Annotated in this window: 15 protein-coding genes and 1 pseudogene; 6 read left to right on the forward strand and 10 right to left on the reverse strand. The window is 60.5% G+C overall.

Annotation, left to right across the window (positions count from 1 at the left end; genetic code table 11):
* Both B3849_RS15075 and trxB read right to left on the reverse strand, forming a co-directional pair.
* A pseudogene (locus tag B3849_RS15075) lies at nucleotides 1-629 on the reverse strand (adenylyltransferase); the annotation flags it as partial.
* 167 nt (nucleotides 630-796) lie between these two features.
* Nucleotides 797-1,801, reverse strand: a complete 1,005-nt coding sequence (gene trxB, locus B3849_RS15080) for a thioredoxin-disulfide reductase (RefSeq protein WP_278425532.1) — start codon at nucleotides 1,799-1,801, stop codon at nucleotides 797-799.
* 219 nt (nucleotides 1,802-2,020) lie between these two features.
* On the opposite strand from trxB, the gene B3849_RS15085 reads away from it, so the two are divergent.
* Complete coding sequence (locus B3849_RS15085) at nucleotides 2,021-2,521, forward strand: Lrp/AsnC family transcriptional regulator (RefSeq protein ID WP_009825183.1); 501 nt, start codon at nucleotides 2,021-2,023, stop codon at nucleotides 2,519-2,521.
* A 6-nt stretch (nucleotides 2,522-2,527) separates the two neighbouring features.
* On the opposite strand, the gene B3849_RS15090 is transcribed toward B3849_RS15085, so the two are convergent.
* The 5 genes from B3849_RS15090 to lgt all read right to left on the reverse strand — a co-directional run bounded on the left by B3849_RS15090 (nucleotide 2,528) and on the right by lgt (nucleotide 6,617).
* Nucleotides 2,528-3,307 (reverse strand): Hint domain-containing protein, encoded by a 780-nt coding sequence (locus B3849_RS15090; protein ID WP_278425533.1) that lies wholly within the window; start codon nucleotides 3,305-3,307, stop codon nucleotides 2,528-2,530.
* A 201-nt stretch (nucleotides 3,308-3,508) separates the two neighbouring features.
* The gene (locus B3849_RS15095; protein ID WP_278425534.1) at nucleotides 3,509-3,700 is read right to left on the reverse strand and encodes a hypothetical protein; all 192 of its coding nucleotides are present in this window, start codon (nucleotides 3,698-3,700) and stop codon (nucleotides 3,509-3,511) included.
* A 219-nt stretch (nucleotides 3,701-3,919) separates the two neighbouring features.
* Nucleotides 3,920-4,675: a peptidoglycan editing factor PgeF gene (gene pgeF, locus B3849_RS15100; protein WP_132997749.1), complete on the reverse strand. Its 756-nt coding sequence runs from the start codon at nucleotides 4,673-4,675 to the stop codon at nucleotides 3,920-3,922.
* A complete protein-coding gene (locus B3849_RS15105) occupies nucleotides 4,672-5,736 on the reverse strand; it encodes a class I SAM-dependent methyltransferase (RefSeq protein ID WP_286780403.1) in 1,065 nt (354 codons plus the stop codon). The genes pgeF and B3849_RS15105 overlap by 4 nt, the downstream gene beginning before the upstream one ends.
* Nucleotides 5,733-6,617, reverse strand: a complete 885-nt coding sequence (gene lgt / locus B3849_RS15110) for a prolipoprotein diacylglyceryl transferase (protein ID WP_286780404.1) — start codon at nucleotides 6,615-6,617, stop codon at nucleotides 5,733-5,735. The genes B3849_RS15105 and lgt overlap by 4 nt, the downstream gene beginning before the upstream one ends.
* 96 nt (nucleotides 6,618-6,713) lie before the next feature.
* On the opposite strand from lgt, the gene B3849_RS15115 reads away from it, so the two are divergent.
* The 5 genes from B3849_RS15115 to B3849_RS15135 all read left to right on the forward strand — a co-directional run bounded on the left by B3849_RS15115 (nucleotide 6,714) and on the right by B3849_RS15135 (nucleotide 9,916).
* Nucleotides 6,714-6,956, forward strand: a complete 243-nt coding sequence (locus B3849_RS15115) for an accessory factor UbiK family protein (protein WP_005849508.1) — start codon at nucleotides 6,714-6,716, stop codon at nucleotides 6,954-6,956.
* Nucleotides 6,957-7,287: 331 nt separating this feature from the next.
* Nucleotides 7,288-7,788 (forward strand): YbjN domain-containing protein, encoded by a 501-nt coding sequence (locus B3849_RS15120; RefSeq protein ID WP_005849506.1) that lies wholly within the window; start codon nucleotides 7,288-7,290, stop codon nucleotides 7,786-7,788.
* A gap of 34 nt (nucleotides 7,789-7,822) precedes the next feature.
* Nucleotides 7,823-8,638, forward strand: coding sequence for a pyrroline-5-carboxylate reductase (gene proC / locus B3849_RS15125; protein ID WP_037966139.1), 816 nt, complete (start codon nucleotides 7,823-7,825; stop codon nucleotides 8,636-8,638).
* The gene (locus B3849_RS15130; protein WP_037944743.1) at nucleotides 8,631-8,969 is read left to right on the forward strand and encodes a tRNA-binding protein; all 339 of its coding nucleotides are present in this window, start codon (nucleotides 8,631-8,633) and stop codon (nucleotides 8,967-8,969) included. The genes proC and B3849_RS15130 overlap by 8 nt, the downstream gene beginning before the upstream one ends.
* Nucleotides 8,966-9,916, forward strand: coding sequence for a 2-hydroxyacid dehydrogenase (locus B3849_RS15135; RefSeq protein ID WP_278425537.1), 951 nt, complete (start codon nucleotides 8,966-8,968; stop codon nucleotides 9,914-9,916). Before B3849_RS15130 ends, B3849_RS15135 begins: the two co-directional genes overlap by 4 nt.
* On the opposite strand, the gene B3849_RS15140 is transcribed toward B3849_RS15135, so the two are convergent.
* From B3849_RS15140 to carB, 3 genes are all read right to left on the reverse strand, one after another.
* Entirely contained in the window at nucleotides 9,913-10,491 is a 579-nt protein-coding gene (locus B3849_RS15140; protein WP_278425538.1) for a thymidine kinase, read from the reverse strand. The two genes, B3849_RS15135 and B3849_RS15140, sit on opposite strands and share 4 nt — an antisense overlap.
* A gap of 120 nt (nucleotides 10,492-10,611) precedes the next feature.
* Nucleotides 10,612-11,736 (reverse strand): beta-ketoacyl-ACP synthase III, encoded by a 1,125-nt coding sequence (locus tag B3849_RS15145; RefSeq protein ID WP_278425539.1) that lies wholly within the window; start codon nucleotides 11,734-11,736, stop codon nucleotides 10,612-10,614.
* Between the two features lie 162 nt (nucleotides 11,737-11,898).
* The coding region (gene carB, locus B3849_RS15150) for a carbamoyl-phosphate synthase large subunit (RefSeq protein ID WP_286780405.1) at nucleotides 11,899-14,703 on the reverse strand (2,805 nt) is incomplete at its 5' end.

Genomic DNA, 14,703 nt, shown 5'->3' on the forward strand with positions numbered 1-14,703 from the left:
GCGGCGCGGAAGGTCAGTTCCTGGTGTGCGCGGTGTAGGGGGTTGCGGGTCTGGAAGGCCACAACCTTGCGCCAGCCCATCTTGCGGAAATAGGCCCGCAGCTCGTTCGGCGTGTCGCGACGCGCCTTGAAATCATAGTGGACGGGCTGCTGGATGCCAGTCACAGGGCCGCCCAGATAGACGTTGCCCGCGGTGTTGTGCAGATAGTTCACCGCCGGATGCGCGCTGTCGTCCGCGCCAAAGACTTTCTCTGCCTCGCGGGCCTTGTTTGGAACCCAGCGGTCGGTGACGGTCATGACCGCCAAAATCACGCCTTCCTGATCGCGCAAGGCGATGTCCTGCCCGATCTCGAGCCCTTCGGCAAACTTCTCGGACACATCAAGGTTGATCGGCATCGGCCACAGCGACCCATCTGCCAGACGCATGTTTTCGACAACACCGTCATAGTCTTCTTCGGTCAAGAAACCCTTAAGAGGGTTGAAGCCACCGTTCATCAGCAGCTCTAGATCGCAGATCTGGCGCGGCGTCAGGTCATGGCTGACCAGATCGCCAGCTTCCACCTTCAGCTTCTGCGCCGAGTCGTAAGAGACATAGAGTTCAGGGATCGGAGCAAGGTTGGGCGTTTGCATGGGCGTCTCGCAATACTTTAGGTTCAAATTCGGATATTCGGGCTGATAGACCGCACCGATTGGGCTAGGCAACCTTTGTAGCCGCTTTGCGGCGAATTACGGACAGCGACGTGTTTTTTGCTGGGAAAAGGCAATCTTATCCCAGCAAACGCCATCCTAGGCGAACGTTATGCGTCGTCTTTTACCTCGGCTCCATAGCCAAGTGGCAGTGATGTGTCTTTGCCTTCATCATCGCCAACTTCCGCAAGGAATCGTTCAGCCTCTAGCGCGGCCATACAGCCCATGCCGGCGCTGGTCACGGCCTGACGGTATTTGTGGTCGGTCAGGTCGCCCGCCGCGAATACACCGGGGACAAAGGTTTCGGTGCTGTCCGGCTTGGTGACGACATAGCCGCCCATATGCGTTTCCAGCGTATCCTTGACCAGTTCATTCGCGGGCGCGTGGCCGATGGCGACGAAAACACCTTTGCACGGGATATCGGTGATCTCGCCGGTTTCGACGTGCTTGACCTTGACCCCTTCGACACCCAGCGGCGCATCGGTACCATAGACTTCATCCAGTTGGTGGAACCACAGCGGTTCGATCTTTGGATTTTTCATCAGCCGGTCGATCAGGATCTTCTCGGCGCGCAGCTCGTCCCGGCGGTGGATCAAGGTGACCTTGGAGGCGAAGTTGGTCAGGAACAGCGCTTCTTCCACGGCGGTGTTGCCACCCCCGATGACCACGATTTCCTGATTGCGATAGAAGAAGCCGTCGCAGGTGGCACAGGCCGAAACGCCGAAGCCTTTGAACTTCTCTTCGGTCTCAAGCCCCAGCCATTTTGCCCGTGCGCCTGTTGCAAGGATCACGGCGTCGGCCACATAGGTCGTGCCGCTGTCACCCTTGGCGTGGAAGGGGCGGCTGGACAGGTCCAGATCGGTGATGATGTCGCCGATGATCTCGGTCCCCATCGCCTTGGCGTGGTCCTGCATGCGGATCATCAGATCGGGGCCCTGGACCTCGCTGTCGCCGGGCCAGTTTTCAACCTCGGTTGTGGTGGTCAACTGCCCGCCAGGTTCGATGCCTTGTACAAGGATCGGGTTCAGCATCGCGCGGCTGGCATAGACACCGGCAGTATATCCAGCAGGGCCGGAGCCGATGATCAAAAGCTTGGTTTCGCGAGTTTCGGCCATGATAAAGAACCCCAGAATGTATCATTTGTTGCGTTCCAACCGATATAGACGCCCCTCGGGTTGCCTTAAACCCCAAGTTTGCATATCCGCCCTGCAAAGATCGCCGTCATCGAAAATGCGGTTGATTTTTGCTTGAATTCAGAACATTGCGCACCGGCGAAAGATTATTGCGTCCAACGATGTTGGTGCTATAACAATTGAAAATCCTATGGGGGTATTATGGCAGGGACGCGGCTTGATCCGATTGATCGGAAAATTTTAGCCGAATTGCAGGCGGACGGGCGCATGACCAACGTTGAGTTGGCCAAACGGGTAGGCATCTCTGCACCGCCGTGCCTGCGCCGGGTCCGGACCCTTGAGGAAAGCGGATATATCCGCGGCTACCACGCGAATGTTAACGCGCGCGAGCTGGGGTTCGAGGTACAGGTCTTCGCGATGGTCGGTCTGGCCAGCCAGGCTGAATCCGACCTCACCGCCTTTGAAGAGAAGTGCCGCAATTGGCCGCTGGTCCGCGAATGTCACATGCTCAACGGCGAGGTGGATTTCCTGCTGAAATGCGTCGCCCCCGATCTGTCGAGCTTCCAGAGCTTTCTGACCGGACAATTGCTGACGACGCCCAATGTGGAAAGCGTCAAAACCAGCCTTGTGATCCGCCCGGCCAAAGATGAACCGGGCGTGCCTTTTGATGTGCTGGAAAGCCGTCTGAAAAGCGACCCCTAAGGGCTATTACGCAGCGTAGATCGGGTCTGACCGTTCTGACGCGCGGGGGTGACACAGCGGGCCAAAATCTTTGGCGCCACTGATATGCGGAAACATTGATAAAAACGCGTCACGTTGATGCAGCGGCAGGGCTGCGATTGTCGACGGGCCGGGGTGAAATGTCTCCATCTCCAGACCGCTGACGCTGATCGCGGCATGACGGGCAAGACCCAAGTGATACAGCCGCACCGGCGTCGGAGGCTGAATTTCGATTATATTCACCCCGTCCACCAGATCTCGCATCAGGGTAAAGACCTTGCGCGTCTGCTCTGCGCCGCGAAGATTTTGTGGCGTATGCAGGATGCGCGCAGCGGGGCCGAAGGTCAGGAAACCAGAGGGGCGCGCCAGCCCCAGACTGTCCGCCATGACCCGTACAAGCGGCGTGCGATGGCCGATATCCGCAGGGACGAACTTGCTTGATCCAACCCAGAGAAGCGGAGTGTGCAGCCCGTCGGCCTGTACGATCCGGTCACCGGGGCAAAGGTCTTCGACCGGGATTTCCCCCTGGGTCGTGCGGATCAACGTGCCATGGGCGAAAGCGGAAAACGGTTCTTCGAACAACGGTGTGGCAGGGGCGTAGCCTTCGGTCACAAAGACGGAGCCGTCCTGACGCAGCACCGCAATCTCATACGCGCGGGTGCGTCCGGTAGATCTGGCACGCGCTTCCCGCAGAACCGAACGGGAGGCTGCGGATTGCGCCGTATGTGTAGGGGAGGGGGCAAAATCAGGGGCAGTATGCAATGTCATAATGTGACCTTTATATGGTCGATCCCACGTGCCTAGCCCCCGCTGAAACACCTGCGATCCGGATTAATCCGCGCGAGAGAGGCCCGCGCGCAGAGAATGTTTGTGATCGGTCTCAAACCATCTGTGCGGACAGGCACCCGCCCGTCGCGCGCAGGGCCACCGGCTGGCCCGAGAACCCCGGGGCCGTTAAGCCGACCCTGTTCAGGCGGCTTTTTGCTGGGACGTCAGGGCAGCGCGTTTCGCGATAAATGCGGCGCGGCGAGTGCCACGGGACCAAGGCAGGTTCACGCCTTCCTTGTTGGAAGCGTCGATAACCGATTTGATGAAGCGTGCGTTGGTTTTCATGCTCTGTATCCTATTGTCTATGGGCAATGCCCTTTCGTCGAGGATCACTATGCAAATGCTTTCGGGCACCGATTGGGCATTTCACGAAAAAATACAGATAATTTGAGCAGACCTGGGCGCGGTTTGTGGCACGCACTCAAAAGCGCGGAACACCCTTGAATTTATGACCTGTGGTAGAAAATGCGCCGCCATTCAAACAGGCTGCTGGCCGGCTATGGGGCGAAATTTGGGCAGGTGCCTGTCGCATTGCTGCCTAAATTCACGCTTCTATAGCACAATCGCAGCGATCAGCCGGCCATAGTCAGCCTCTTTCGCGTGGGTGCTGCGACGGTAGCTATAGAAACGATCCGCATCGCTATAGGTGCAGTGGCGCGTCCATTCCGCATGGCCCACACCCGCCGCGCGCAGGCGGTTCAGGCCAAAGCCCGCAAGGTCGAACTGCATCCGGTCATCGGTACCGTTTGCGAAATAGCGGGCGAATGTCGGATCTTCTGCTAGGAAGGCGTCGATGAACTCTGGCCCGACCTCATAGGCGCGCTGGCTGATGCAGGGGCCGATCACCGCTGTGATATTGTCGCGCGTGGCGCCAAGGTCTTCCATCGCCTCGACCGTGGCGGTCAGCACCCCGTCAAGCGCGCCGCGCCAACCGGCATGCGCCGCCCCGATCACGCCGGCCTCTGCGTCGTGGAACAGCACAGGCTGGCAATCGGCAGTCAGGATCGACAATGCCAGCCCCGGTGTCGCGGTGACCAGCGCATCGGCGCGGGGTTTCTCGTGCAGGGGGCCATCGACGCTAATGACGGTGGCGGAATGGATCTGATGCACGCCAACCAGATGGTCCGGTGCCACGTCCATTGCATCGGCGACACGGGCACGATTGATCTCTACGACCTCGCGCTGGTCGGAACTGCCAACCCCGCAATTCAGCCCGGCAAACACGCCAGAGGAGGCACCGCCGCGGCGCGTAAAGAAACCGTGGCGCACGTCGCCAAGACTATCGGAGGTGAGTATTTCCAGCGTCATGGTTCCAATCCTGGGGGCGGGCTATGGTGCGGAGGATAAATTCCCATCACTTTAAACAAATTTCCCATTTCTGACGGATGCGTCAAGCGTCTATGTGCGGCGACATGGGCGTTCAGCGCGTCCTCGGTCATGCCCTTGGCAAGGGTCTGTGCGCGTTGAGTGATCCCGAGGCGTTCAAGAAAGACGCCCTGCGGGGTGATGCGGGTGTGGCTGGCCGGTGCGGCTGCGAGGGCAAGCTTTTCAAAATCGACGTGTGCTGTCAAATCGGCTTGGCCGGGAGCGGCCAGCGGATCGGCTTTTTCATGCCCCTGCAGCGCTTGCAAGGTATCGCCCAGACTGTGCCAGTCGCCGTAATCCACGATCAGCGCGGCGCCGCCGTGGGTGGCGATCCGTTCCGACACGGGGTGGAGGATCGGCGCAAGCTGCGTGCAATCCTCGACCAGATCGCCAGGCGTGGTATCGGCCAGCCGGTCGGCCAGCGCGGGTTGCGGCACTTCGGGCCCCAGCCCAAAGCTCAACGCGCCGTCCGCCAGCCCAACCTGCCGTTCGTGCCACGATGTTTCGCCACGGACGAACTGGCGGATCGGCAGCGCGTCGAAAAATTCATTCGCCACCAGAAAAAGCGGCTGATCGGGCAGCGCGTCGGTCCTGTCGGCCCAGATCACCTGATGCCCCGCAAGGGTCTTGGCCTGCACATCGCGCAGCGTCGGGGACGCCTCTACCAGCGTAATTTGCGCCGCCTCGATAAAGCCGGGCACGTTACGGGTCGCGCGCAGGATATCGGCCATCAGCGTGCCGCGTCCGGGGCCAAGCTCGGCCAAGGTGAAGGCCGAGGGCGCGTCTTGGGCGATCCAGCTCTGCGCGAGACACAGGCCCAACAACTCTCCGAACATCTGGCTGATCTCGGGGGCAGTGGTGAAATCGCCTTGGGTGCCAAAGGGGTCACGGGTGGTATAATAGCCCTGCGTCGGGTGCAGCAGGCAGGTGGCCATATATTCGTCTATCCGCATCGGCCCGTTGGACGCGATGCGGCTGTGTAGAATGTCGCGTAGTGTGGTCATGCCTTGCGGGTCGCCCGCAAGATCAGGAACACCCCGATGGCAATCATCGGCAGGCTCAGCAGTTGGCCCATGGTCAGCCCCCAGCCGTTCACATGCCACGCCAGCCCCAGCGGGTTGTTGGCGCTGACAAATTGCGCATCAGGTTGGCGTACGAATTCGACGATGAAACGCGCCGCCCCGTAGCCGGCCAGAAAGACGCCGCCAATCAGCCCCTCTGATTTCAGCCCGCCGCGCCGCCATGCCAGGTAGATCAGCAGGGCCCCAAGGATCAGCCCCTCAAGCAGCGCCTCATATAGCTGCGAGGGATGCCGTGCACAGATCGTTGCAATGTCTGGGCAGTCCTGTGCGGCCACCGTGGGAAAGGCCACGCCCCAGGGCAGATCAGTGGGGCGGCCCCAAAGCTCTGCATTGATGAAATTCGCCAGACGCCCCAGAAACAGGCCGGGTGCCAGCCCCAGACAGACGACATCACCGGTAGAGATCGTGCTGATGCCGTGACGTTTGGTATAGGCGATGCCCGCAAAGATCACCCCAAGCGCGCCGCCGTGGAACGACATGCCCCCCTCCCAGATCCGCAGGATCTGCGTGGGATTGCTGAGGTAGTAGCCCGGTTGATAGAATAGTACATATCCCAGACGCCCGCCCAGAATGACGCCGAGAATGACCCAGAAAAGCAGATCCTCGACCTGCTGTTTGGTCATGACGGGGGTATTGCCCGCCCAAAGCTTGGGCCGCTCAACCGCGCGCACAACGATGCGCCAGCCAACGAGGATGCCGACGATATAGGCCAGCGCATACCAGCGCAGGGCGACGGTCATGCCAAACAATGTGAACGAGAAAATCTCGGGCGACAGGTCGGGGAAGGGGAGCATTGCATTCATGCGCTGATTGAGCCTGACCGTAAACGGAAGTCAACCTTGCGAGAACCCGCTTTGCACACCATATAGTGAGCAACAGCCGATCAGGAGAGAATGACCATGCAAACGCGCAACAAGATTTTCGACGACATCTCGCAGATGATGACCAATGCCATGGGCGTGGCCCAAGGGGCCAAGACCGAAGCAGAGACCGCGATGAAGGGCATGCTGGACCGTTGGCTGGCAGACCGTGATTTTGTGACACGCGAAGAATTCGACGCGGTGCGCGCCATGGCGCAAAAAGCCCGCGAAGAGAATGAAGCGCTGAAGGCGCGGCTTGATGCGATGGACAGCAAGGGCTGATCGCCGCGCTTACCTTCGGCCTACTTTGAACGATGTGATCCGCACCCGCCTTTTGGCGGGTGTGTTCGTTTTTGGGGTGGCGCCTTCGCCTCTAATGCTGTCTGTCGGGGTTAGCGCTCTATAGATTGGGGGTTATGCTGCTTTTATCCACAAGATACTGAGGTTATCCCCTATCTTTCGTGGTTACCCCCAGAAAAAGACTTGCCTCAGGGCCGCGTTGCGCGCACCATATTTGGTATAGGTCGCTAAGAGCTTCGGCGATTTATGGTAGATGCACCCATGTATTGATGTGCCTGCGCATATGAATACCCGGATCCAAAGAGGTGACCACATGGCCCTGACAGAGCAGTATCTTGAAGAAGACATTCACCCCATCGACATCGTAGAAAATCTCGCGGCGTATCACGACTGGGACTTCGACCGTATCTCGGACGAACAGATCGCGATGGCCGTCGAAGGGCAGTGGCGGACCTATTCCATCACCCTCGCGTGGTCGCCCTTTGACGAAACCCTGCGCCTTGTCTGCACCTTCGAAATGGATCCGCCCGCGGAAAAACTGCCGGTGCTCTATCACTTGCTCAACGATGTGAACGATCAATGCTGGACCGGTGCCTTCACCTATTGGCCGGAACAAAAGCTGATGGTTTATCGCTATGGGCTGGTTCTTGCCGGGGGGCAGGATGCCTCTGCGCAGCAGATTGATACCATGATTAACGCCGCCGTGAGCAACGCAGAGCGGTATTATCCCGCGGTGCAACTGGCGGTTTGGGGCGACCAGACGCCCCGACAAGCCCTTCAGGTTGCCATTGCAGAGGCGTACGGCCACGCATAGGTGTATCCCCGAATGTTAATTTAGGGGTACAGATATGAAAGATACGCGCATCGCCAAAGACGGTTTGGTTCTACTGGGCTGTGGCAAGATGGGATCCGCGATGCTGGCGGGCTGGCTGGCACGCGGGCTTCCGACATCTTCGGTATATGTCATCGATCCGAAACCCTCTGACTGGTTGAAAGAGCAGGGCGTGCAGTTGAACGTCGATCTGCCCAAGGAGCCCGCTGTGGTTCTTGTGGCGGTGAAGCCGCAGATGATGGGTGACGCGCTGCCCACGTTGCAGGCCATGGGCAACGGCAAGACGGTTTTTGTCAGCGTCGCCGCCGGCACCACCATCGCGACGTTTGAGAAAACGCTGGGGGAACAGACGCCGATCGTGCGCGCCATGCCCAACACACCCGCCGCCATCAGCCAAGGTATCACCGCCATCGTCGGCAACGCCCACGTGGACGCCAAGGGTATGGATGAAGCTGAAGAGCTGCTGTCAGCCGTGGGCGACGTTGTCCGGCTGGAGGAGGAATCCCAGATCGACGCAGTCACAGGGGTCAGCGGGTCGGGTCCGGCCTATGTTTTCCACATGATCGAAACCATGGCCGCAGGTGGCGTTGCACAAGGGCTCAGCCCCGAGCTCGCGCTAAAGCTCGCCACGGCGACGGTGGCAGGGGCCGGGGCGCTGGCCAAATCCGCGGACGAAGGTCCGGACCAGCTGCGCATCAACGTGACCAGCCCCAACGGCACCACACAGGCCGCGCTGGACGTGTTGATGAACGAGCAGGACGGCTTTCCGGTCCTGCTCAAACGCGCTGTGGCGGCGGCCGCCGATCGATCGCGCGAGCTTTCGAATGGCTGAAATCAGCTTTGACGACTTCATGAAAGTAGACATCAGGGTCGGGACGGTCACCCGTGCCGAACCCTTCCCCGAGGCGCGCAAGCCCGCGATCAAGATGTGGATCGACTTTGGTCCCGAGATCGGTGAGCGTAAAACCTCGGCCCAGGTGACGGTGCATTACACGCCCGAGACGCTGATCGGCACGCAGGTGATGGGGGTGGTCAACTTCCCGCCGCGTCAGATCGGGCCGTTCATGTCCGAAGTTTTGGTGCTTGGGGTGCCGGACGAGGACGGGGCGATTGTGCTGATGCGCCCCACGCAACCCACCCCGAACGGAGGACGTCTGCATTGACGAAACTACTGATCGCCCGCCCTGCGCCCCCCGAAGTGCACGAGGCCTTGGAAGGCTTTGACGTGACCTATCGCGAGGACAGCGCGCCCTTGTCCGAGGACGAGATGCAGGACGCCCTGCGCGACTATGACGGGGTGCTGGCCACTTTGGGCGACCGCTTTACCGCGGATGTCTTTGGCAAGGTCGGCATGCCACGGTGCAAGATGCTCGCCAATTTCGGGGTCGGCTATAACCACATTGATGTCGACGCGGCAAAGGCGGCGGGGCTTCAGGTCTCTAACACGCCCGGTGCCGTGACCGATGCCACCGCCGATATCGCCATGACGCTGATGCTGATGGCCGCACGGCGTGCGGGAGAAGGCGAGCGGCTGGTGCGGTCAGGGCAATGGTCCGGATGGGAGCCTTCGCAGCTTTTGGGCATGCATCTGACGGGCAAGACTGTCGGGATCGTCGGGATGGGTCGGATCGGCCAAGCCGTCGCGCGGCGCTGTCACTACGGCTTTTCGATGGATGTGAAATACTTTAGCCGCAGCGCGAAAAGCGTCGCCTATCCGGCGGAACATATCAGCGATCTCAAACAGTTGGTCGCCGCTGTTGATGTGGTTGTTATCGCCGTGCCGGGCGGGGATGACACGCAGCATCTGATCAATGCGGATGTGCTGGCGGCGATGCAGCCCCATGCCTTCCTGATCAACATCGCGCGCGGCAATATCGTCGAGGAAACCGCTTTGATCGAGGCGCTGCAAGCGGGCACCATCGGCGGCGCAGGGCTGGATGTGTATGAGTTCGAGCCAGAGGTGCCGCAAACCCTGCGGGATCTGGATAACGTGGTGCTATTACCGCATCTAGGCACGTCCTCCCGGGAGGTGCGTGTGGATATGTGGATGATGGCGGTTGAGAATTTGAAAGCGGGCGTCGCGGGCGAAACGCCCCCGAACCTCGTTTAACGGCCCACGGCCTCGCGCCAATGTCGGCGGCATAACGAGATATAGGTCTCGTTGCCGCCGATCTGCACCTGCGCCCCTTCGCGGATCGCTTTGCCTTGGGCATCCTGCCGCACCACCATCGTCGCTTTCTTGCCGCAGTGGCAGATCGTGCGCACCTCGCGCATTTCATCCGCCAGTGCGAGCAGCGTGGCCGACCCGGGGAAGAGCAGGCCACGGAAGTCCACGCGCAGCCCATAGCACATGATAGGCACCCGCAGGTCATCCACCGCACGGGCCAATTGCCAGACCTGATCAGGGCTGAGGAACTGCGCCTCGTCGATGAAGATGCAGGCGCAAGGGCCTTCAGCCAAACGCTTTTCGATCTTCGCCAGAAGGTCTTCGTCTGTCTCGAAAGTGTCGGCCTCGTGCCCGATCCCGATACGCGATGCGATCCGCCCGTGTCCGGCGCGGTTGTCGAATTTCGCGGTCATCAGATAGGGGACCATGCCGCGTTCGACATAGTTATGAGCCGCCTGCAGAAGCACGGTCGATTTGCCCGCGTTCATGGTCGAATAATGAAAGTAAAGCTTTGCCATGGCCCTCTTTAGCGTCAGGCGACCTTGGCGTTCAAGGTGGGGGGAGGGCAGCGGGGACGCGTCTGTCGCAGACCGCGCCCCACATGTCACAGGTGTTGAAGTGGTTCTGTGCCGGTGGGCTTAGCCGTGGCGCTGCACCAGCACAGATCCCACGGAATATCCGGCCCCGAAGGAACAGATCAGCCCGGTGTCCCCATCGGTCAGATCGTCGGAGTATTTCGAAAACGCGATGATCGACCCGGCAGAGGAGGTGTTGGCGTAGTCTTGCAGGATGTTGGGCTGCTCGCCCGCTTCGGGCGCGCGACCCAGCACTTTGCGACCGATGAAGTCATTCATCGATTTATTCGCCTGATGCAGCCACAGACGCTTCAGATCAGCGGCCTCAACGCCTTCGTCAGCCATGTGGCCCGCGATGTGTTCGGTAACCATCGGCAGCACTTCCTTGAACACCTTGCGCCCATTCTGCATGAACTGCATGTCACGGCGGTCCGCGACGCCATCGGGGCGGGACCGGCGTAAAAAGCCATTGTTGTTGCGGATGTTGTTCGAGAACTCGGTCGCGCAACGGGTCGATTTGATCTCGAAATAAGCACCGGCTGCGTCTTCGGCGCGTTCGATCAGCACGGCGGTGGCCACGTCCCCAAAGATAAAGTGGCAGTCACGGTCGCGCCATTCCAGATGGGCCGAGCATATCTCGGGGCAGACCACCAGCGCAGAGCGGATCGAGCCGGAGCGGATCATATCCGCCGCCGCTTGAATGCCGAAGGTCGCGGACGAACAGGCGACGTTCATATCGAAGGCAAAGCCGTTGATATCCAGCAACTGCTGGATTTCGATCGCCACCGCCGGATAGGCGCGTTCAAGGTTCGACGCCGCGCAGATGACGGCATCCACATCAGCCGTGGTTTTACCCGCCGCCTGCAGCGCCTTTTGTGCCGCATCCAGCGCCATCTCGGCCATCAGGCCGGGTTCGTCGTCGGACCGTTGGCGCAGCAGGGGGTGCATCACTTTGGGGTCCAGAATACCCGTCTTATCCATGACATAGCGCTGTTCGATCCCCGACGCCTTGACGATGAACTCCTCTGACGAGTGCTCCTTGGCGGGCAGTTTTCCGGCGTCGATCTCGGCGGCGTGTTCGGCATTGTACAGATCGGCATAGGCGTTGAACGCCTTGACCAGCTCGGCGTTGGTGATGACCTGTTCCGGCGTAAAGATGCCGCTACCAGTAATGGCGGGTGTGTACATGGGTAAACCTTTTTCAGCGTTGTCCGAGTAGGCCAAGAAACGGCTGCGGGGTCAAGTCCAGCGGGGGCTGGCATGCAAGGGCGACGGACAATGAGAGAGGGGAGGAAAGGGGAAAGACCTGCGCCACGCATCAAAGACGCGGCGCAGGTCAGAAAGGGCAGGTTAGCCCTGAAGCGATTTAACGCCGATCTCGTCTTCGGCTTGTGCCTTGATGGCCAGCGCTGCGGCATAGGCACCGGCGGCCGTGGTGAAATACGGGATCTTGTCATAAAGCGCGATAGAGCGGATGGATTTGCTGTCCTCGACCGCCTGCGCGCCTTCGGTGGTGTTCATCACCAGTTGGATCGCTTCGTCCTTCATCATGTCGGTGATGTTCGGGCGACCCTCGTAGACCTTGTTCACGATCTCGCAGGCGATGTCATGCTCTGTCAGCCAGGCGGCGGTGCCACGGGTGGCGCGCAGGGTGAACCCTTGCTCAAGCAGGATACGCGCGGCAGTCAGCATGTCATCCGACTTGTCCATATCCTTGATCGAGAAGAACACACAGCCGTTACGCGGCAGCGGGTTGCCCGCGCCCATCTGCGCCTTGAGGAAGGCACGCGGGAAATCGCGGTCCCAGCCCATAACCTCGCCCGTTGACCGCATTTCAGGGCCAAGCAGCGTGTCGACACCGGGGAAGCGGGCGAAGGGAAGCACGGCTTCCTTGACCGAGAACCAAGGCATGTTCGGGTCCGCCAGTGTCATTGGATCACCCAAAGGCAGCACGTCGTCATAGGCGGCATCGTCACGGTAGGGCGCGCGTTGCGGGAAGGCCGACAGCTTTTCGCCCGCCATGATCCGCGCAGCGATTGACGCAATCGCGCTGTCCGTCGCTTTGGCGACAAAGGGCACGGTGCGCGAGGCGCGGGGGTTGACTTCGATCAGGTAGATCTCGCCGTCCTTGACCGCGAACTGGATGTTCATCAGGCCCACTACATTCAATGCCAGCGCCAGCGCCTTGGTTTGTTTTTCGACCTCGGCAATGATGTCGCGGCTCAGCGAATAGGGGGGCAACGAACAGGCGCTGTCGCCCGAATGAACGCCGGCCTCTTCGATGTGCTGCATGATGCCCGCAACGTGGACATCCGTGCCGTCTGACAGCGCGTCGACGTCCAGCTCTACCGCGCCCGAGAGATAGTGATCCAGCAGCACGGGGCTTTTGCCTGATACGACCACCGCGTCGCGGATATAGCGTTCAAGGCTGGCCTGATCGCGCACGATCTCCATCGCGCGGCCGCCCAGAACGTAAGACGGGCGGATCACCAGCGGAAAGCCGATGTCTGCTGCGATCTCAAGCGCTTCGGCGTCGGAGTGGGCGATACCGTTATGCGGCTGCTTCAGGCCCAGCGATTGCACCAGCTGCTGGAACCGTTCGCGGTCTTCGGCAAGGTCGATCATGTCGGGCGTGGTGCCAAGGATCGGGATGCCCGCCTCTTGCAGGGCCTGCGCGATCTTCAGCGGTGTCTGGCCGCCGAACTGCACGATGACGCCGTGCAGCGTGCCGTTTTCCTGTTCGACCCGCAGGATTTCCATCACGTGTTCAAAGGTGACGGGTTCGAAATACAGCCGGTCCGAAGTGTCATAGTCGGTCGAGACGGTTTCGGGGTTACAGTTGACCATGATCGTCTCGTAGCCCGCGTCGGTCAGCGCATAGCAGGCGTGACAGCAGCAATAGTCGAACTCGATCCCTTGGCCGATCCGGTTCGGTCCGCCGCCCAGAATGACGACTTTCTGACGGTCGCTGGGGCGGGCTTCGCATTCAACCTCGTCAAAGGCGGGGGCCTCGTAGGTAGAATACATGTAGGGCGTTTGCGCTTCGAATTCGGCGGCGCAGGTGTCGATCCGCTTGAACACGGCCTTGACGCCTAGGTTCAGACGCGCGCGGCGCACATTGTCTTCGTCGCGACCGGTCAGCGTGCCAAGGCGCGCATCGGTAAAGCCCATCATCTTGAGCTTGCGCATCCCGTCCTCGGTCAGCGGCAGCCCGTCTTTGCGGACCTGCGCCTCGGCGTCGATGATCTCGCGGATGCGGGCAAGGAACCACGGGTCGAACATGGTCACACCGTGGATATCCACGTCGGACATACCGTGACGCATCGCCTGAGCAATGGTGCGCATCCGGTCGGGGGTCTGCTTGCTGATCGCGGCAATCAGCGCGGCTTCGTTCTGTGGTGCGTCGGCCGGCAGGTCACTGTCCAGACCGGGGATGTCGATTTCGTCAAAGCCGGTCAGCCCGGATTCCATCGACGCCAGCGCTTTTTGCAGCGACTCGTGGATCGTGCGGCCAATCGCCATCGCTTCGCCGACAGACTTCATCGCGGTCGTCAGGTAGGGTTCGGAGCCGGGAAATTTCTCGAACGCGAATTTCGGGATCTTGGTGACGACATAATCGATTGTCGGCTCGAAGGAGGCAGGCGTCACGCCGGTGATGTCGTTGTCCAGCTCGTCCAGGGTAAAGCCCACCGCCAGCTTGGCCGCGATCTTGGCGATGGGGAAACCCGTCGCCTTGGACGCCAGCGCAGAGGAGCGCGATACACGCGGGTTCATCTCGATCACGACCATGCGGCCGTCTTCGGGGTTCACGGCCCACTGCACGTTCGATCCGCCTGTTTCCACGCCGATTTCGCGCAGCACGGCGATCGAATGGTTACGCATGATCTGGTATTCTTTGTCGGTCAGCGTCAGGGCAGGGGCGACGGTGATCGAATCGCCTGTGTGCACGCCCATCGGGTCGACGTTCTCGATCGAACAGACGATGATCGCGTTGTCAGCGGTGTCGCGCACCACTTCCATCTCGTATTCTTTCCAGCCAAGCAGACTTTCATCAATCAGGATCTGCCCCATCGGCGACGCGTCCATCCCCGAGCGGCAATAGAATTCGTAATCGTCGCGGTTATAGGCCACGCCGCCGCCGGTGCCGCCCATGGT

This window comes from Sulfitobacter sp. UBA4523, from assembly GCF_002388305.1.
GTDB classification, from domain to species: domain Bacteria; phylum Pseudomonadota; class Alphaproteobacteria; order Rhodobacterales; family Rhodobacteraceae; genus Sulfitobacter; species Sulfitobacter pontiacus.

Bases quoted from the DNA above. Each gene is read 5' to 3' on its own strand.
- trxB (WP_278425532.1), bottom strand. From the start codon at position 1,801: ATGGCCGAAACTCGCGAAACCAAGCTTTTGATCATCGGCTCCGGCCCT.
- B3849_RS15085 (WP_009825183.1), top strand. From the start codon at position 2,021: ATGGCAGGGACGCGGCTTGATCCGATTGATCGGAAAATTTTAGCCGAA.
- B3849_RS15090 (WP_278425533.1), bottom strand. From the start codon at position 3,307: ATGACATTGCATACTGCCCCTGATTTTGCCCCCTCCCCTACACATACG.
- pgeF (WP_132997749.1), bottom strand. From the start codon at position 4,675: ATGACGCTGGAAATACTCACCTCCGATAGTCTTGGCGACGTGCGCCAC.
- B3849_RS15105 (WP_286780403.1), bottom strand. From the start codon at position 5,736: ATGACCACACTACGCGACATTCTACACAGCCGCATCGCGTCCAACGGG.
- lgt (WP_286780404.1), bottom strand. From the start codon at position 6,617: ATGAATGCAATGCTCCCCTTCCCCGACCTGTCGCCCGAGATTTTCTCG.
- B3849_RS15115 (WP_005849508.1), top strand. From the start codon at position 6,714: ATGCAAACGCGCAACAAGATTTTCGACGACATCTCGCAGATGATGACC.
- B3849_RS15120 (WP_005849506.1), top strand. From the start codon at position 7,288: ATGGCCCTGACAGAGCAGTATCTTGAAGAAGACATTCACCCCATCGAC.
- proC (WP_037966139.1), top strand. From the start codon at position 7,823: ATGAAAGATACGCGCATCGCCAAAGACGGTTTGGTTCTACTGGGCTGT.
- B3849_RS15130 (WP_037944743.1), top strand. From the start codon at position 8,631: ATGGCTGAAATCAGCTTTGACGACTTCATGAAAGTAGACATCAGGGTC.
- B3849_RS15140 (WP_278425538.1), bottom strand. From the start codon at position 10,491: ATGGCAAAGCTTTACTTTCATTATTCGACCATGAACGCGGGCAAATCG.
- B3849_RS15145 (WP_278425539.1), bottom strand. From the start codon at position 11,736: ATGTACACACCCGCCATTACTGGTAGCGGCATCTTTACGCCGGAACAG.